This is a genomic window from Streptomyces turgidiscabies Car8 (assembly GCF_000331005.1).
Taxonomy (GTDB): Bacteria; Actinomycetota; Actinomycetes; order Streptomycetales; family Streptomycetaceae; genus Streptomyces; species Streptomyces turgidiscabies.
In genome coordinates this window covers 20,530-36,204 of record NZ_AEJB01000114.1, presented here as the reverse complement: position 1 = coordinate 36,204, position 15,675 = coordinate 20,530, and the positions used below count along the sequence as shown (strand labels likewise).

At 67.0% G+C, this 15,675-nt stretch carries 18 protein-coding genes and 1 pseudogene; all 19 read right to left on the bottom strand.

Annotated features, from left to right (window positions below; translation table 11 throughout):
* Window positions 1-251, bottom strand: a pseudogene (locus tag STRTUCAR8_RS53965) (hypothetical protein); the annotation flags it as partial.
* Between the two features lie 77 nt (window positions 252-328).
* Window positions 329-913, bottom strand: a complete 585-nt coding sequence (locus STRTUCAR8_RS06730) for a dihydrofolate reductase family protein (protein ID WP_044471757.1) — start codon at window positions 911-913, stop codon at window positions 329-331.
* A gap of 252 nt (window positions 914-1,165) precedes the next feature.
* On the bottom strand, window positions 1,166-1,681 hold the full coding sequence (locus tag STRTUCAR8_RS06725) for a GNAT family N-acetyltransferase (RefSeq protein ID WP_044471745.1): 516 nt from the start codon (window positions 1,679-1,681) through the stop codon (window positions 1,166-1,168).
* Window positions 1,682-1,724: 43 nt separating this feature from the next.
* Entirely contained in the window at window positions 1,725-2,420 is a 696-nt protein-coding gene (locus tag STRTUCAR8_RS52355) for a hypothetical protein (RefSeq protein WP_143666664.1), read from the bottom strand.
* A gap of 39 nt (window positions 2,421-2,459) precedes the next feature.
* Window positions 2,460-3,122 carry a hypothetical protein gene (locus STRTUCAR8_RS06720; RefSeq protein WP_006374749.1) on the bottom strand — a complete coding sequence of 221 codons (663 nt, stop codon included), beginning with the start codon at window positions 3,120-3,122 and terminating at the stop codon, window positions 2,460-2,462.
* Between the two features lie 24 nt (window positions 3,123-3,146).
* Window positions 3,147-4,490 carry a putative T7SS-secreted protein gene (locus STRTUCAR8_RS06715; protein ID WP_006374727.1) on the bottom strand — a complete coding sequence of 448 codons (1,344 nt, stop codon included), beginning with the start codon at window positions 4,488-4,490 and terminating at the stop codon, window positions 3,147-3,149.
* The gene (locus STRTUCAR8_RS06710) at window positions 4,487-4,804 is read right to left on the bottom strand and encodes a hypothetical protein (protein WP_006374711.1); all 318 of its coding nucleotides are present in this window, start codon (window positions 4,802-4,804) and stop codon (window positions 4,487-4,489) included. Before STRTUCAR8_RS06710 ends, STRTUCAR8_RS06715 begins: the two co-directional genes overlap by 4 nt.
* A 250-nt stretch (window positions 4,805-5,054) precedes the next feature.
* Window positions 5,055-5,678 carry an OmpA family protein gene (locus STRTUCAR8_RS06705; protein ID WP_044471744.1) on the bottom strand — a complete coding sequence of 208 codons (624 nt, stop codon included), beginning with the start codon at window positions 5,676-5,678 and terminating at the stop codon, window positions 5,055-5,057.
* A gap of 2 nt (window positions 5,679-5,680) precedes the next feature.
* Window positions 5,681-6,280 (bottom strand): hypothetical protein, encoded by a 600-nt coding sequence (locus STRTUCAR8_RS06700; protein ID WP_006374743.1) that lies wholly within the window; start codon window positions 6,278-6,280, stop codon window positions 5,681-5,683.
* A 15-nt stretch (window positions 6,281-6,295) separates the two neighbouring features.
* Entirely contained in the window at window positions 6,296-6,889 is a 594-nt protein-coding gene (locus STRTUCAR8_RS06695; RefSeq protein ID WP_241784678.1) for a pilus assembly protein TadG-related protein, read from the bottom strand.
* An 11-nt stretch (window positions 6,890-6,900) separates the two neighbouring features.
* Window positions 6,901-7,101: a hypothetical protein gene (locus STRTUCAR8_RS06690; RefSeq protein ID WP_006374729.1), complete on the bottom strand. Its 201-nt coding sequence runs from the start codon at window positions 7,099-7,101 to the stop codon at window positions 6,901-6,903.
* Window positions 7,102-7,209: 108 nt separating this feature from the next.
* Window positions 7,210-8,004: a response regulator transcription factor gene (locus STRTUCAR8_RS06685; protein ID WP_006374726.1), complete on the bottom strand. Its 795-nt coding sequence runs from the start codon at window positions 8,002-8,004 to the stop codon at window positions 7,210-7,212.
* Complete coding sequence (locus STRTUCAR8_RS06680) at window positions 7,991-9,331, bottom strand: sensor histidine kinase (RefSeq protein ID WP_044471755.1); 1,341 nt, start codon at window positions 9,329-9,331, stop codon at window positions 7,991-7,993. The genes STRTUCAR8_RS06685 and STRTUCAR8_RS06680 overlap by 14 nt, the downstream gene beginning before the upstream one ends.
* Before the next feature lie 32 nt (window positions 9,332-9,363).
* A complete protein-coding gene (locus tag STRTUCAR8_RS06675) occupies window positions 9,364-10,254 on the bottom strand; it encodes a DUF5936 domain-containing protein (RefSeq protein WP_179200595.1) in 891 nt (296 codons plus the stop codon).
* Window positions 10,255-10,270: 16 nt separating this feature from the next.
* The gene (locus STRTUCAR8_RS06670; protein WP_006374735.1) at window positions 10,271-11,212 is read right to left on the bottom strand and encodes a type II secretion system F family protein; all 942 of its coding nucleotides are present in this window, start codon (window positions 11,210-11,212) and stop codon (window positions 10,271-10,273) included.
* Between the two features lie 82 nt (window positions 11,213-11,294).
* Window positions 11,295-12,641, bottom strand: a complete 1,347-nt coding sequence (locus STRTUCAR8_RS06665) for a TadA family conjugal transfer-associated ATPase (RefSeq protein WP_006374720.1) — start codon at window positions 12,639-12,641, stop codon at window positions 11,295-11,297.
* 42 nt (window positions 12,642-12,683) lie between these two features.
* The gene (locus STRTUCAR8_RS06660; RefSeq protein ID WP_006374721.1) at window positions 12,684-13,085 is read right to left on the bottom strand and encodes a TadE family protein; all 402 of its coding nucleotides are present in this window, start codon (window positions 13,083-13,085) and stop codon (window positions 12,684-12,686) included.
* Complete coding sequence (locus STRTUCAR8_RS06655) at window positions 13,082-14,716, bottom strand: CpaE/TadZ family protein (protein WP_044471753.1); 1,635 nt, start codon at window positions 14,714-14,716, stop codon at window positions 13,082-13,084. The genes STRTUCAR8_RS06660 and STRTUCAR8_RS06655 overlap by 4 nt, the downstream gene beginning before the upstream one ends.
* A 107-nt stretch (window positions 14,717-14,823) precedes the next feature.
* Complete coding sequence (gene cpaB, locus STRTUCAR8_RS06650) at window positions 14,824-15,543, bottom strand: Flp pilus assembly protein CpaB (RefSeq protein WP_006374746.1); 720 nt, start codon at window positions 15,541-15,543, stop codon at window positions 14,824-14,826.
* Window positions 15,544-15,675 lie beyond the last annotated feature (132 nt).

Here is a 15,675-nt window from a genome sequence, read left to right as displayed (position 1 = left end):
CGAGGAACGAACCGCGACCGCCGCCCGGCTTCGGGGTCGTGCTCACAGAGAAACAGGAACTCCAGGTCGGCTTCGGTGACGTCGCGGAGTCGCACGTCATCCTTGCCGGTGCCGGTGCCGGTGCCGGTGCCGGTGCCAGTGCCAGTGCCAGTGCCAGTGCCAGTGCCAGTGCCAGTGCCAGTGCCGGTGCCGGTGCCGGTGCCGGTGCCGGTGCCGGTGCCGGTGACATTGTCAGTGGCTTTGTCGGTCATGGTGGGGAGTGTGGCAGGGGGTACTGACATCGACAGGAGCATCGGCGGCGGCTGTGGAAACCGCCCGGACAACGCCCTTACGCATCTGGCGCGTCCGGCGCGTCGGCCCGCCCGTACCGCAGCATCACGACTCCGTTGCCGAAGGTCTGAGACCTGATGAGCCGAAGCTTGGTGATCCGGTCGGCCTCGGGGAAGAGGGGCTTGCCGCGCCCGATGAGAACCGGATGGACGTACACGAGATACTCGTCGACAAGATCCTGCCGCATGAACTCCGCGGCGAGCTCGGCACCGCCGAGCCCCAGATCCCCACCGGGCTGCTCCTTGAGCGCCCGAATCTCCTCCGGGACGACCTCACGCATGATCGTGCTGTTCCACTCCGCGTGGTCCAAGGTCCGCGAGAACACGTACTTCGGCATGTCCCGCCAGATCCCGGCGAACTCGACCACGTGCTCCGGACTGTCCGGATCGGCGTCGGCGGTGGGCCAGTAGTCGGCCATGAGTTCATGGACAACACGCCCGTGGAGAAAGGCACCCATGGCTTTGACCTGCTGATTGAGGTGCCGGTGCAGCTCCACGTCGACCACGTGCCAGTCGATCTCACGGTTGGGGCTCTCGATGTAGCCGTCGAGGGAGACGGACATCATCAGAACAACTTTCCTCACCACTACCGCACCCCTCACCACCGACGCCGTTGTCGTACGAGCGCCCAGGGTACGGACCGGGGCGGCTGGAGGGCTGGGGGCACGCGCATCAGCCTGAACTTGCCTGCTTTGGTGGTTACTTCGTGTCCGGCATCGAGTAACCGCGCGGTCATCCGGGTGGCCAGTTCCGGTGTGGTCGCGCAGGTCGAGTGTTTGTCTTCACACACTGGTGATCAGCGGTGACCGCACCGGCCCCACCAGCGAGATCAAAAACTACATCTCGATCCAGTAGCGCCGCATGGGGCCGTGATCGGTATCCCGGACGCCCTCAAAAGCGCCGCCGTGATGCTCGATTGTCTTCACCGAGGCAAGGTTGTCGACTTCGCAGACGATGAGCACCCGGCCCAGACCGAGCGCCCGTGCCTCGTCGAGGATCTGACCCAGCGCCCAGGTGGCCAGCCCGCGCCGACGTGAAGACGGCCGAATGCCGTAGCCGATGTGGCCGAACTGCGCCACATAATCGTTCGGTCCGTGCCGTAGCGCGATCCCGCCGTGCACCCGGTCGCCCTCGACGATCCATCGGTACGTACAACCCCGGCCGGTCTCTACCGCCTTCGGATCCGTCCCGTCAGCCAGCAGCGTGACCCAGGCCGCGAACCCGGTCGGCGAGTCGACCTCGTCGGATGGCCGCAGCCCGAATCCATCCTCATGTAGGCCGGAACCCCACTCGGCACGCGCCTCAAGCCAGGCGGAGTGCAGGCGAGTGGCCGGGGCTATCAGTTCAGGCATGGAGCCAGAATAACGATCCAGACGATCACGATCTACCGCTGGATCATCTATCACTTGCAGTACATGGAATCGACATTACCGGCCCTTTCGGCAACGGTGATTCAAAGCTCGTGAGTTCCGCGATCTGCCGCAGGATTTCGCGATACTGCTCACGTCTCGCCACCGCCGTCGTACTCAGCATCAGGACTGCCATGCGCTTGCAGTCCGGATGCGGGAGGTATGCGTAGATCTGGAGCAGCGGAGTTGGCGGGAGGCCGGATTCGGAGGTTGGCGTGCGCAGGGTCTCGCTCATCGAAGCGGGCCCGCTGGGCAGGTCCAAGTACTCGATATGGGAGTGCTGTTCGGCTGTGGCCACTGCTCGTGCCGCACTCACGGCTCGGGGGGACCAGGCGATGTCTCGCCAGGAAACGGTGAAAAAGGAATGCAGAGTTTCGCTATCACTTCCCGCCGTGTCATCACGGTGGACACCCAAGGAGCAGTGGACTGTGCCTACCTCCCGCAGAGCACGCAAGAGCTGCTGTCCTGATGCCAATTGGGCGATGAACTGTTGCCGGGTGACGCCGTCAGGAATGGCCTCGACCAAAGGTGTCAGCGCCTTCTGGAGCCGGTTGGCCTCGGCAGAGGCGGGTGCGGCGAGAAGAATGTCGATGGGCAGCTCGGTGAAGCCTCCCGGGACGGCGAACCAGATGCCTGCACTGGGATCAATTGCAGAGTCATCAACGAAGACGCGATATGTCATATCCATAAGTTTTTTCAAGGCTTCGTCGGTGTCGGTGGTTCAAGATCGGACAGGAACAACCCCGGCACGGCGACCGCGTTCGACGTCCTCTGCAGTAGCTCCCCAGTCGGCGACGGAGCGCCCGCCGTCCGACCCGGTCTGCTGATGAAGGAAGCGGAAGCGGCGCGGCATCGACCCGTCAGATGTAGGTGCGGCGAGCACCCCGATGAAACGAGGGTCCCCTGCAAGCCATACCGAGCCGATCTGAGCCTTGAGTTCAGGTGTCGCACGAGGCGCCATTCGGCGGCTCCACCAGCCGACACCCCAGTGCGTGGCGAACACCATGGGTAGTTGCTCCTCCGGCTGGGCCGGATTCGGGAACTCGAACCAGCCGAACTGTCTGCCGACAACCTCGGCTCGGTTGGTGAGACCGTGCGAGGGTTGATGGGACAGCTGCCACGGATACACGCGCAAGACGCGCCTCATCCGGAAGACGGCGGCGATGACGAAGAACTGGAGGAATGCTCGGTAGAAGCTGTACACGAGGAACGGGACGACGACGACCACATATCCGGGTCCCAAGAAGACCGACAAGACGGCCAGCAGGGCAAACCACGACGCGATCCAGGCAACGAGAGCGACCACATTCATCGCGAGTTGCTTCGTCCAAGCGCGCCGGGTCGGTGCGTGCTCCCAGGCAACAGCGGGGCCGGTGGGGTTCATATGAGTTCTCTCTTACCCTTCGGTTCAGAACGCGTGCCGCGCGAGGTCAATCAGCGCGCCGCCGTCCAGAAGGCTTCGCACACCGTCGATTCCTGTACTGCCGTCCCCTACAACGTCGTTGTCAAGTTCTTCCACCGCATTGGACACCAGGCCGATGCCAGCGGTCGCGACACCGACAGAAGCCGACGTGATCTCCACGATCTCACCGACTCTTGCCGAGTCACGTGCCCCCCGCACCACGAGGTTCAAGGCTGGATTCCCGAGGCTCGAGATCGCCTTCGCCTGACTCATCGTTTCACTCCCGAACGCGGTCAGGGCCCTCCCCAGAGTGACCGACTCCTCGCCGGCTCGGAGGGCGTTCACCGCTCCGCGGGCACCCATCCCCACAGCTCCCACACCCGGAATCATCCCCAGGACGTCGCCACCGACGCTGACGGCGTTGCCCCAGAAGTCTGCGTCGAACTCGCCCTTGGTGAAACCGTCCTTGAGGGAGGCGAGCACTTCGGAGTCGGACAACCGCATGATGAGCGCAGTCGCACTCAACGCCGCTGCCGCGAGTAGCAGGACCGCAGCAGCCACACCACCCGTGGCCACGAACAGCGCGATCAGGCCGATGACGCCTGCCGTGAAGCTCAGGATGTCAGGGAGGTTCTCGGCGAACCAATCGCCGAGGTCCTCAAGCCACCCCGGCTCGTGCGGCGCCAGCTTCTTTGTGGCGTCTCGGATCTTGCCGGCACGGTACCGGGCCTTCTCCTCGTGCTCCTCAGCGAGCGAATTCGCTTTGCCAATGATCTTGTCGAGATCGGCCTGGGCTTCTTCCACCCTGGTGTTCGCACTGGTCAGATTCTTTTTCGCCTCGTCGTGGCGGCTGCCCTTGGCATCGAGGTCAGGCTCGTTCTTCGCCTTCTCGGCGTGCCCCTTGGCCGCATCAAGAACGTCCTGCGCGTCCTTGGCATCCTGCTCAAGTTTCCTGGCCCGCCGCTGGAATTCCTCAAGTTCGCCCTCCCAGCCGTCGAGTTGCCGGGCAGCCTTCCGAATGGAGTGCGCGGCGTTCTTCAGGTTGAGCGGGAGAGGGCCGTCGTCAAGCTGCTCACGGAAGGCGACGGCGGCGTCGCCTTTCCAGTAGCTGCCGTCCATGAGCTTCGTGACAAGGCCATGGGTCTCTTCCAGGACCTTGGCGCAGTTCGCGAGCTTCTTGTACAGGTCGCGGACGATGCCCGTGTCACCCGGAGTCGGATTGAACCCCAAATGAGGGTAGTTGGGGTTCGGAATGGATGGGGAGGACTTGAGCCCCTGCGGCAGATCACCATTCCGAGCGGCATCCGAGTTGGCGTAAGAGGGATTTTCGAGACCCGGCGAAACCGTCACTTCTTTCCCCCCGATTTGCCGCGCTTGGCCTCCTCCAAGGCCTTCTCCAAAGCCTTGTCCACTTCCTCGTAGCTGTCCTTGCTCTGGCCGACAATCTTGGCGAGGTCCTCGGTCTGCATACCGATCTCCTCGGTTCCGTACTTCCAGTCGTTCTGGAAGTCTTCGCACGCCGAGTCCAGGTCGTCCGTGCCAAGACCGGTGACGGTCGCGTCACCCAGGGCCTTGCGCAGACCTTCCAGAGAATCACTCGATTTTTTCAAGAGCTTCATAAAATGTGCGAGTTCGCCGCCATCTACAGCGAGCCGGTCAGCCATGTGCCGGTGCACTCTCCCCGTTCACGTCATGTGTGTACGGCAGCGACTTTATAACGTATCCACCGGCATCAGCAGTCGCCGGCCTGAAGCCTGCCGGGCTTGGGCGAGGCATGCCAAGGCCTACCCGTCGTACATCAATTGCCCCAGCACATGGGCGATGCGCAGGCCGGTGGCCACGTGCGTTGTTCATCCGGCTGGGCGAAATCGCGTAGATCAAGACGGAAGGATCACCAGCCCGAGGGGCTCGCTCTCACTCCCCCTTCTGGAACGTCACCTCCACCCGCCGGTTCTTCCGTCGGCCCTGTTCCGAGGTGTTGTCGGCGATGGGGTAGTCCTCGCTGTAGCCCCGTACCTGGAAGGTGACGTCTCCGCCCAGGCCTGCGGCCAGTTCGTCGTGGACGATCTCCGCGCGGTTCTTGGAGAGGGTCAGGCCGTGGGCGTACGAGCCGAGGTTGTCGGTGAAGCCGAAGACCCTGACGTTCGTCGCCTTCTGTGCCTTTATCTCGTCCGCGATCGCCTGGATGCGGGAGCGGGCCTCCGGGTTGAGCTTCGAGCTGTCCTTCGGGAAGAGGACCTCCGCCTGGAGGGCGAACGTCACGGTCTCGCTCGTGTCCACTCGGCGCTCCTCGCCGCCCATGTCCTCCACCACCGACTTGATGTCCAGGACCTTGGCGGCGGCAAGCGTGGCCCCGTCGGCCAGTTTGAGGCCGGGGCTGTTCGGGTCGACTTCGGGGGGTGGGGAGGTTGTGACGCTGCCTGGGGGTGCGCTCGGGTCATCGTCGTCGGCGTGGGCGACGGGAGTTGCCAGGGTGAGGGTGGCCAGGACTGCCAGGGCCGTGAGGGTGGTTGCGGCGGAGCGACGAGTCCGGGTCATCGTCACTCGCCCTCGGTGATCTCGATGGACGCCGGGGGCATGGAGCCGACCTGGAAATCGACTTTCGTGGTGCTTTCGGGTGGGGCGGGGAACTGGGCGAACCAGTCCGACGACGCCCCTGACACAAGGGCGCCCGTGAACCTCGTGCACAGGCATCGACCTTCGGTGTCGCGAAGCACAAGGTACTTCTTCTTACCCGTGGCGTCGACAAGGCTCGCTCCCGCGACGGACCCGCCATTCTTCTCCAGTTCCCGCTCATCTCCGCGCCAGTCTGCAGCCACCCAAGACTTGCTGCCGACGTTGGTCACGGTGCCTGCGACCGTAACGAAGCCGCCCTCGTCACGAAGTGCAGAGGTGACCTTGAGGGTCAGATCGCCTCCTTTGACCTCGGCGAGAACCTGCTCCGGAGCCGACGATGGAGATTCGGTATCCTTATTGTCCCCGCTGTCATCTGCTTTCGTCGGTGTCGATGACGTGGTCTCACCCTTGGACTTGTCGTCGTTTCCCCCAGCGCCGCAGCCGGCCGCCCCGAGAAGCAGACCGGTCGTGATCGCCAGTGTCGACAGCGCCCTGCGGCTCTTCTTGGTACGCCGGAAATCCATCGGTACGGCTTCCTCTCACTCGGCCAGATGCACAGAGAACAGCACGGACGCGTCGGGGAAGTCGTCCGGGTCGAAATCTACGGGGTCGATGTTTACAGTCTGGCCGTCACAGTCAAGGACGATCGGCTTCGTGGGATCCGCAGCGGGGTCGAAATCGCAGCGGGGCTGGATGACGGCGACGGCATCGGCCTTGGCGTGCATGCCCTCCGTGCCCGGAATGATCGACGCGCCAACCGTGTTCGTGGTCTCCACGGCGACGCGGAACCCGGGGTAGCCGTCCATCACGACAGGTTCGGCGCCTCCCTGAACGGTTGAGCCGTTCGCGGCAGCCAGTGTCTGTGCGGCCGCGGTGGCCCCGGCAGCCGGTGGATCTTGGCCGTTCAGCCAGTCGAGCCAGTCGTCACCCTGTCCGATCGCGCCCGTCAGGCTGTCCACCAGTTCGTCCCGGGCGTCCTGCGCCGCCGCCAACGCCGCAGCATCCGCCGCAGATTGGGCTCCATTGCGGACGGATGCTGCTTGGGCGAAGACGAAGAACGCCACGGCGGTGAAGAGCAGGATCCCCGTCAGCCAGATGTAGATGGGCAATGTCTGCCCTCTGTCGCCCGACAAGTGCGCTGCGGTCAGCCTCCGATGACAGAGTTCACGGCGTCGAAGATCGCTCCCGAGATCAACCCGTCCAACCCCAGCCCGTCGATCAGCGTGAAGATCCCCGCAATGATGATCATTAGGCCCGCGTACTCCACGAACCCGGCCCCCGCGTCCCGCCCCGTTCCCCGCATCCGGGAGACAACGGTCCGCGCCCACCTGTTGACCTTCAGCATGGCTTGCGCCCTCCCGCCCGACATCACTACCGACTTCAGCACAGTAGGTGAGAACCCGTCTACTCCGCGTGGGCCCGAGGGCCCAACTTCCCCCCGCAGTACGCCCCATCACTCCCACCCCTCCCGAGCCGTACCCAGCCACCGGGCGATCGCTTCGCTCCGGGTCGTACTGTGCAGCTTTGCGAAGATGCGGTTGATGTGGTTCTTGACGGTTTTTTCGCTGATGAAACAGGTGGCGGCGATTTGCTGGTTGTTCACCCCGGCTGCGATGAGATCCATGACCTCCACCTCCCTTGAACTCAGGCCGAAGTCCGGTTGGTTGCGGTCATGGACGGTCAGTGTCGCCGCGTGGCCCAGCCGGGCCTTTGGGGTCTGCCGCAAGAGTGCCATAGATGATTGCAGGTGCGAAGAGATTTCGTTCGGTTCGTAGGAAACGCCGAGCGAATCCGTCACCTCCGGGCCCGGGGGTGAGGCATGCGGCGCCTTCGCCGTCTGTACCTTCTGCGCCGTCAACCGGGCTCCTCGCCCCACCGCCCGTACCGCCTCCGTCAGCTCCTCCGTCGTGAAGCCTCCGTGGACGAGGTAGCCCGACGCTCCCCTGTGCAGCGCCTGCCTCACCACCTCCGGCTCGCTGCTGTACGTCAGCATCATCACCGGGGCCAGCAGGGCCAGTTGGGGCAGGGCTGTGAGGCCGTCCGTGCCGGGCATGCGTACGTCGAGGAGGACCACGTCGGGGTGCGCTCGCTCCGCCGCCGCAACCGCCTCGGTGCCGTTCGACGCCTCCGCGACGACCTCCATGTCCGCGTGGCCGCCCAGCAGCGCAGCCAGGCCCGCCCGTACCACCGGGTTGTCGTCCGCCACCAGAACTCTCAGCGGCAACGGCTGCCGTTCACCTGCGGACATGTGATGCGGCCTCCTTCCGGGGCCGGGGGCCGGGTACGTGGTCGAGGCCGGGAGACCTCACGTCCACGCGGATCTCCGTGCCCCCTTCCTCGCGCCGGCTCAGCTGAATCACGGCCCCCAGCGTCCTCGCCCGCTCCACCATGCCCAGCACGCCGAAGTGGCCTGATCTGACGCTCTCTTCGAGGTTGAGGGGGGCCGGGAGGCCCACTCCGTTGTCCCGGATGTGGAGCGTCACGCCCTCTCCCGACGACTTCGCCTCCAGCGTCACCCTCGTCGCGTCGGCGTGCCTGCGCGTGTTCTCCAGTGCCTCCGACACGATCGCCAGGAGGTGGTGGGCGGTCCGGTGCGGGAGGGCGGCGAGTTGTCCGGACCTGGTCTCCAGGGTTGTACGGATTCCTGTGCTTCGCTCGAACGCAGCCGCCCGGTCAGCCAGTTCAGCGGTCAGGTCTACGTCCGGTGCCGTCAGGTCCGTGTGGTGGCGCAGGTCGGTGAGGAGCTCGCGGGACTCCGCTGCGGCGCGGCGGGCCGCCGAGGCCACCAGGGTCGCCTGGCGGCGTACGGCCTCCGGGTTCGCCCCGTCGTCCGACGAGGTTGCCGACAGCGCCTCCGCCGCCAGTGCCAGACCGTGCAGGGTCTTGGCCACCGAGTCGTGCATCTCCCGCGCAAGGCGGGCCCGTTCCGAGTCCACCGCCTCCGCCACCGCCAGCCGGGAGTTCGCCTCCGCCAGTGCCTCGCTCGCCGTACCGAAGCGGAACATCAGGTTGCGCAGCGTGACGCCGATGATGCCGGCGCCGATGCAGAAGCCAGCTATGAGGAGGGTGCTGGTGCCGGCGCCCGGGCGGTGTTCCCAGGCTCGGTGGACCGTGAGGAGCACCACCAGTTGCAGGCCCGTGAAGACGCCCGAGCCGCGCCAGCCGTAGAGGAGACCCGCGAGGAGAGGGGTGCAGACCGTGGCGTAGGCGAGCGGGGAGGCGGGGGACGCCATAAGGAGGAGTATCGCCGCGAAGACCAGGTCCGCCGCCATGAGGGTGGGGTGGGCCAGGAGGCGCGGGGCCAGGCGGTCCCAGTCCCGGTACATGGCGTACGAGGCCGTGATGCCCAGGACCGCCGCCGCCAGGACCGCGTAACGCGGGGAACCCTGAGCCGTGTTGGTCATCGCGAAGGGGGTGCCGAGGGCCAGCATCGTCATGCGTACGGCGAACGTCTGGCGGCACAGGGCCTGGAGGGCGTTCAGCTGGAGGCGGACGGTGGCGGGGGCCGGGGCGTCGTCGGCCAGGTAGCCGGCGGTCGGGTCGTAGCCCCGGCCGTGCTTCACACGACGTCGCATGTCCGTCACCCACGCCTTCATCGGCATCGCCCTCAACGTCCCAGGATCGAGCCGAAGTTCGTACCCGAGCCGAGGAACATGCCGGTCGCGATGAGGATCATCGTCGCCGGGAGCATGAACACCAGGGTGACGAGGGTTGCCTTGGGGATCGTCTTCGCGGCGCGGCGGCGGGATTCCTGGGCGTCCGTGCGGCGCATGTCGGCGGCGATCTGGATCAGGGTCTCGGCGATCGGGGAGCCGAGTTCCTCGCCCTGCTGCAGCGCCGAGACGAACTGGGCCACCTGCTCACTGGAGTTGCGCTTGCGGAGCTGGTCGAAGGCCTGGCGGCGGCTGACGCCCATGTCCATCTGACGGAGTGTGATGCGCAGTTCGTCCGCCCAGGGGCCCTCGTACTTCTCCGCCACCCGGTCCAGGGCCTGGCGGAAGCCCAGGCCCGCCGAGACGACGACCGCGAGTACGTCCAGGAAGTCCGGGAGCGTGCGGTCGATGACCTCCCTGCGTTCCCGTACCGCCTGCCAGATGGCGAGGTCCGACGCCGTCGCGCCGAACACGAACGTGACGACCGCGAGGAGCAGTTGGCCGTTCGAGAGGAAGATCAGGCCCATGAGGACGCCGAAGGAGACGTATACCGCGCGGCGGGCCGCGTAGCGGGTGATGGTCAGGCCGCCGGGGTTGCCCGCCATGTCGATGCGGAGGCGTTTCGCGTCGACCCGGCGGGGGCCCATCAGGCGGAGGACGAGGGGCGCGAAGCGCATGCCCATACGGTCCACCGCCGAGTCGGCCTTCGAGACCCGGGTGCCGCCCACCTCCAGGGCGAGGAGCAGGTCGGAGGGGAGTTTGACGTCGGCCCGGATCATGCGGATGCCCAGCAGGGCACCCGCGACCGCGATCGCCGTCAACAAGGCCAGAAGGAGTGGCAGCAGCACAGTGAACTCCCCCTCACACTTCGATCTTGCCGAGGCGGCGGATGACGAAGAAGCCGACCGTGTACAGGCCCAGGGAGAGGAGGATCAGGCCCTGGCCCAGGGCAGAGCCGGTGACCTTCTCCAACGCGCCCTCGTTCGAGGAGTTGATGAGGAGGAGGGAGCCGAGGCCGAGGCAAGGGACCGTGAAGGCCGTGGCGTTGACCTCCGAGAGCATCGTGCGGACCTCTCGACGGGTCTCCTTGCGGTCTTCGAGGGTCTGGGTGAGGTTGCGGAGGGAACTGACCACTGAGCCGCCCGCCTTGTTGGCGAGGACCAATGTGGTGACGAGCACGACGAGTTCGCGGGACGGCAGGCGTTCGGCCAGCTCGCCCAGCGCGTCGTCGATCGTCCGGCCCAGGCTCAACTGGTCTGCCACACGCGCCAGTTCCTCGCCCGCCGGGGCCTCCAGTTCCTCCGCGGCCATGGCCAGCGACGTACGCAGCGCGAGTCCGGCCGCCGTCGCGTTGGCCAGCAGGCGGGCCACATCGGGGAGTTGGTTGATGAACGCCTCGATGCGTTTCTGGCGTTGCCAGTTGAGGAAGATCGCCGCACCCCAGATCGTCACCAGCGCGGCGATCGGGCCGAAGAAGGGGGCCAGTACTGCTGCTGCCAGCAGCCACAGCGCTACACCGGCCGCAGCCACGTAGGTGAAGAACTCGCCCGCTGTCAGGTCGAGTCCGGTCGCCGAGAGGCGCAGGTGGATCGTGCGGCCGAGGCGGGTGCGGCGCAGTCGGCGGTCGACGGTCGCGAACCGGCGTACGCGGCCCGCCGCCGTGTGCAGCGCGCCGCCGCCGGAGAGACGGTCTTCGAGCGCCTGGCGCTGGGCGCGACCGGTGGCGTACGTGTGCACACCCACGACGGCGAGAGTGCAGCACAGCATGGTGGCGCCCAACGCCAGCGGGACCGAGTTGTTCATGGCTTCTCGCTCCGCACGGTCGTCCTGATGGTCGTAGGTGGAGTGGTTACAGGTGGAGTGGTCGGCTTCGTCGTCCGGGTGTTCATCCGATGGCCTGCCTCGTGTCCGTCACGTCGAGCATCTCGGCCACTCCGAACGCCGGGGGCAGCGACTCGTTCGCCAGGTACAGCTTCTCGGCGACCGGGCGCGGCACCGGGAGGTGTTCGAAGTAGCCCTGGGCGCGGCGGTCGGGGCCGGTCGGGCGGGTGACGTAGCGGGAGACGGTCGCGATGCGGAACTGCTCGCGGCCGTGGGAGACGAGCAGGGCGATCTCGGCGATGCGGCGGGAGCCGTCGACGTGGCGGGCGAGTTGGACGACCACGTCGACCGCCGAGTTGATCTGGTCCTTCAACGCCTCGAACGGGATCATGACTTCGGACATCGAGCCCAGGGTCTGCAGCCGCATCAGCGCGTCCTCCGCCGAGTTGGCGTGGACGGTGGCCAGGGAACCGTCGTGGCCGGTGGACATCGCCTGGAGCATGTCGAGGGTCTCACCGCCTCGGACCTCACCGACGATGATGCGGTCGGGGCGCATACGCAGGGAGTTGCGGACCAGGTCGCGGATGGTGATCTGGCCCTTGCCCTCCACGTTCGGCGGACGCGATTCGAGGCGGATCACGTGTTCCTGCTGGAGCTGGAGCTCGGCCGAGTCCTCGATGGTGATGATGCGTTCGTGGGAGGGGACCAGGCCGGAGAGGGCGTTGAGGAGCGTGGTCTTGCCGGTGCCCGTGCCGCCGCTGACGATGACGTTGAAGCGGGCCCGGACGAACGCCGCGAGGAGCATCAGCATCTGCTCGTCGAGCGAACCGAGGCCGATCAGCTCGGGGAGTGTGTAGGCGCGGGGGAAGCGGCGGATCGTGAGGGTCGGGCCGGTGAGGGAGAGGGGCGGGATGATGACGTTGACGCGCTCGCCGGTGGGCAGTCGCGCGTCGACCATCGGATTCGACTCGTCCACACGCCTGTTGACCGTCGAGACGATCCGCTCGATGGTCTGCATCAGCTGCTCGCTCGACGCGAAGCGCATGGGGAGCTGTTCGACGCGGCCCGCTCGTTCCACGAAGATCGAGTCCGGGCCGTTGACCATGATCTCGGTGATCGACGCGTCGGCGAGGAGCGGTTCGAGGACGCCCAGGCCGAGGGCTTCGTCGACCACTCGCCGGATGAGCTGCGAGCGTTCGGCGGAGGAGAGGACCGGGCCCTCACGGCTGATGATGTGGCCGAGGACGCGTTCCAGGCGGACGCGGCGTTCGGCCGCCGCGAGGCTCGACATCTCCGCGAGGTCGATCTCTTCGAGGAGCTTGGCACGGTAGACGGCGACGAGGTGGCCGTCCTCACGCGCGGTTCCGTTGCCGTGGTCGTCGGCGGAGGCTATGCGGGAGCGCAGGCTCATGGTCTCGGTCTCAACTCCTCTCCATTGATTGCCGGTTCACGGTCAGTCGTCCTGGTCGTTGGGCATGGTGGCTCGGCGGGTCACGGGCCAGGAGTCGAAGAGCGGGATGATCGCGGGGACGGTCACGGTCACGGTCGCGGTCGTCGTCTCCCCCGCGCCCGGCGGCGCGTCCACCTGGGGGTTGAGCCAGTCGCTGACGGAGTCGATGCCCGCCGTCTGTCCGTCGCCCCCGAGGGAGGTCGCCCGGGCCGCCGCGCGGGCGCCCGTGCCGGCCTGGTTGATGCCGTAGCCGATCAGGCCGAGCTGGATGCAGGCCAGGCCGATGATGATGAGGATCGGGAGGAAGCCGGTGAACTCCAGGATGGAGGAACCCCGGTCCCTCTTTTCCCGGACGCGGTTCGCAAGTCGGCCCCGAAGGCTCCTCGTCCTCGTCCTCGTCCTCATCCGTCCCCGTCTCCCTCCAGCGCCGCGCCCGCTTCGCCGTTCACCGTCCAGTTGACGTCGAACCCTGGGAAGAACAGCGGGACTTGGGCGCTGACGGTGGCCTTCATGACCTCGCCCTGGGGGCCGCAGTTGATGGCGGCGCCGTTCCAGGCGCCGGGGAGGTGCTCGCCGCCCGCGCTCTCGCAGGCGCCCTCATAGCCGCCGGGGTCGAGGGCGTACGCCGCTGTGGCCGCGCGAGCCGCCTCGTCCGCCGCGTTGCCGGCCAACGAGTACGTGTAGCCGTACAGCACGCACTGCCACAGGATGCTCATGACAACGAGCAACAGCGGGAACATGCCGGCGAATTCGAGGGTGATCGCCCCTCGGTCGCCGCCCTTCTCCGCTCGCCGTCGCAGTGAGAGCGAGCCACGGTCGGACGATGACGAGGCCTTACGTCGTTTGCCGCCGCCGCCTTCGTGGACGACGACGAGCCCCAGCTCCGCCGCCAGCGCCCACAGTGCCTGCTTGACGGTCGACCGGCTGTCCAGGTCCTGGAGCCGTCCGGCGTCCACGACGCCTTGAAGTTCCTTGAACGCGGCGGGAATCGACGCGCGGGCGACCTTGGTGCCGGTGACCTTCTCGACGAGCGAGGGCTGGATCTCCGTAGCCTTGGACTGCCTGTTGACGACCGTCAACGTCTCTTCGGCCTTGCGGATCTGGAGGCGGTCCCAGAGGCGGACCATGCGTTTGGCGGCGCGTACGGCGACGACGTCCGGGGTGACGAGGAGCAGGGCGTGGTCGGCCATCTCGACGGCGGCGGCCGTGGCCGAGTCCATCCGGGCGCCGCAGTCGACGATCACGACGTCGTGGCGGGAGCGCAGGACGGCGACGATCTGGCGGGTCACACGGTCGGTGACCTCCTCGCCGCGTTCACCCTCGGCGGGGGCGAGGAGCAGGCCGATGCCGGTGTCGTGGGTGAAGACGGCGTCCTGGAGGACGCGCGGGTTGATGTCCGTGATGGCGGCCAGGTCGGCGACCGACCTGCGGAACTGGACGTCCAGGTAGGACGCCACGTCCCCGGACTGGAGGTCGAGGTCGAGCAGAGCGACCGTATGCCCCGACGCCCTTGCCGCGAGGGCGAGTTGGACGGCGGTGACGGTGGCGCCGACGCCGCCCTTGGCGCCGGTGACGGTGACGACCGTACCGCCGGGGCCCGCGTACAACTCCGGTGCGTTGCTGCCGAGATGGCGCCGCATGCCTGCCGACCAGGCCGCCGCCGCCTGTACGCGCTCCGCCAACGCCTCGTAGTCGAGCGGAAGTTGGACGATGCCACGGGCGCCGGAGTCCATCGCGGCGGTGAGGACGCCGGTGCTGGGGTCGGCGGTGATGAGGACGACCCCGACGGCCGGGAAGCGCATCACGAGGTCGCGTACGAGGTCGAGGGCCGGGACGGGCCCTATCCGTTCGTGTATGAGGACGACTTCCGGCAGCTCGTCGAGGGACTCGGCGGCCAGCCGGGCCAGCGTGTCGAGCAGTGCGGTCGAGTCGCCGACGGGCGGGGCGGGTTCGGCGTCCGGGAGCCGGCTGAGGAGGGTGCTCAGGGCGCGGGCGGACTCGATGTCGGCGGTCGCGGGGAGGATGCGGATGGTCATCGGCGCGCCCTCGGCAGGCATGTCAACGACGTTCGCCGCCACCGTTGTTGGGGCTGCGAGTGCGACTGCGGCTGCGGCTTCGTACGTACGGACCTCATGCCGGCCTCCTACTTGTCCTTCTCGAGGGTGTACGTACGGTCCGCGGCGCCGGGGACGGCCGTCAGTTCGCCGCCCGCGACGAGGGACAGTCGGACGTGCTCGGCGAACGACTCGGCGTACGCGACACGTTGGGCGTCCGGCGTCTTGAGCGCGAAGGTGATCGGGACGGCCTCCGTCGACGTACTTCGGCGTTCGTTGCTCGACTGTCCCGGTTCGAGGGCGCTGATCTTCCCGACGTCGATGACGCGCGCGTTCGTGACGAGCAGCTTGGCCTCGTCGACGCCCTTCTCGCTGTCCTTGGACTCGAAGGTGGCGTAGATGTTGACGAGCGACCCCGGGTCGATCTTTCCGGCCACACCCGTCGACGCGTCGATCATGATCGCGATCTCCTGCTCACCGGCGGCCAGCGCGGGCCGGTCGACGATCATGTCCGTCTGCAGCAGGGAGCCCTTCTCCAGCCGGGTCACCGCGACCTTGCCGCGGATCTGGGAGACACGTGTGACCGCGGTCTCCGACAGCCACCGCTTCGGCATGGAGATCTTCTCGAACTGGTCGGCCGTGAGCTCCTTGTAGGGCGCTATGTCGCTCCTGAGGCGGTACGCCGTCACCTCCGGCCCGACCTTGGAGTTCACGTCGCGGATCACCGAGAGCACTCCGACAAAGGCGCCGATGGCGCACAGGATCGAGAGGACCAGCAGGATGACGCCGCGGCGCTGGCGCGAGTTCACTAGATCTCACCTCATGGGGGCTTACCGGGTAGTGGGGCGGGCCTGCTCTGTCTGCCGGGGGTCCGGGGGTCGCCTCCCGGGGGGATGCAGCATGACGCGGACAACCTCGATCGGGGGTGGGGACGGACACGT

What these genes read in the sequence shown, in the direction of transcription:
- STRTUCAR8_RS06725 (WP_044471745.1), bottom strand. Translation starts at nt 1,681, where the DNA reads ATGCCTGAACTGATAGCCCCGGCCACTCGCCTGCACTCCGCCTGGCTT.
- STRTUCAR8_RS52355 (WP_143666664.1), bottom strand. Translation starts at nt 2,420, where the DNA reads ATGACATATCGCGTCTTCGTTGATGACTCTGCAATTGATCCCAGTGCA.
- STRTUCAR8_RS06720 (WP_006374749.1), bottom strand. Translation starts at nt 3,122, where the DNA reads ATGAACCCCACCGGCCCCGCTGTTGCCTGGGAGCACGCACCGACCCGG.
- STRTUCAR8_RS06710 (WP_006374711.1), bottom strand. Translation starts at nt 4,804, where the DNA reads ATGGCTGACCGGCTCGCTGTAGATGGCGGCGAACTCGCACATTTTATG.
- STRTUCAR8_RS06705 (WP_044471744.1), bottom strand. Translation starts at nt 5,678, where the DNA reads ATGACCCGGACTCGTCGCTCCGCCGCAACCACCCTCACGGCCCTGGCA.
- STRTUCAR8_RS06700 (WP_006374743.1), bottom strand. Translation starts at nt 6,280, where the DNA reads ATGGATTTCCGGCGTACCAAGAAGAGCCGCAGGGCGCTGTCGACACTG.
- STRTUCAR8_RS06690 (WP_006374729.1), bottom strand. Translation starts at nt 7,101, where the DNA reads ATGCTGAAGGTCAACAGGTGGGCGCGGACCGTTGTCTCCCGGATGCGG.
- STRTUCAR8_RS06685 (WP_006374726.1), bottom strand. Translation starts at nt 8,004, where the DNA reads ATGTCCGCAGGTGAACGGCAGCCGTTGCCGCTGAGAGTTCTGGTGGCG.
- STRTUCAR8_RS06680 (WP_044471755.1), bottom strand. Translation starts at nt 9,331, where the DNA reads ATGCGACGTCGTGTGAAGCACGGCCGGGGCTACGACCCGACCGCCGGC.
- STRTUCAR8_RS06670 (WP_006374735.1), bottom strand. Translation starts at nt 11,212, where the DNA reads ATGAACAACTCGGTCCCGCTGGCGTTGGGCGCCACCATGCTGTGCTGC.
- STRTUCAR8_RS06665 (WP_006374720.1), bottom strand. Translation starts at nt 12,641, where the DNA reads ATGAGCCTGCGCTCCCGCATAGCCTCCGCCGACGACCACGGCAACGGA.
- STRTUCAR8_RS06660 (WP_006374721.1), bottom strand. Translation starts at nt 13,085, where the DNA reads ATGAGGACGAGGACGAGGACGAGGAGCCTTCGGGGCCGACTTGCGAAC.
- STRTUCAR8_RS06655 (WP_044471753.1), bottom strand. Translation starts at nt 14,716, where the DNA reads ATGACCATCCGCATCCTCCCCGCGACCGCCGACATCGAGTCCGCCCGC.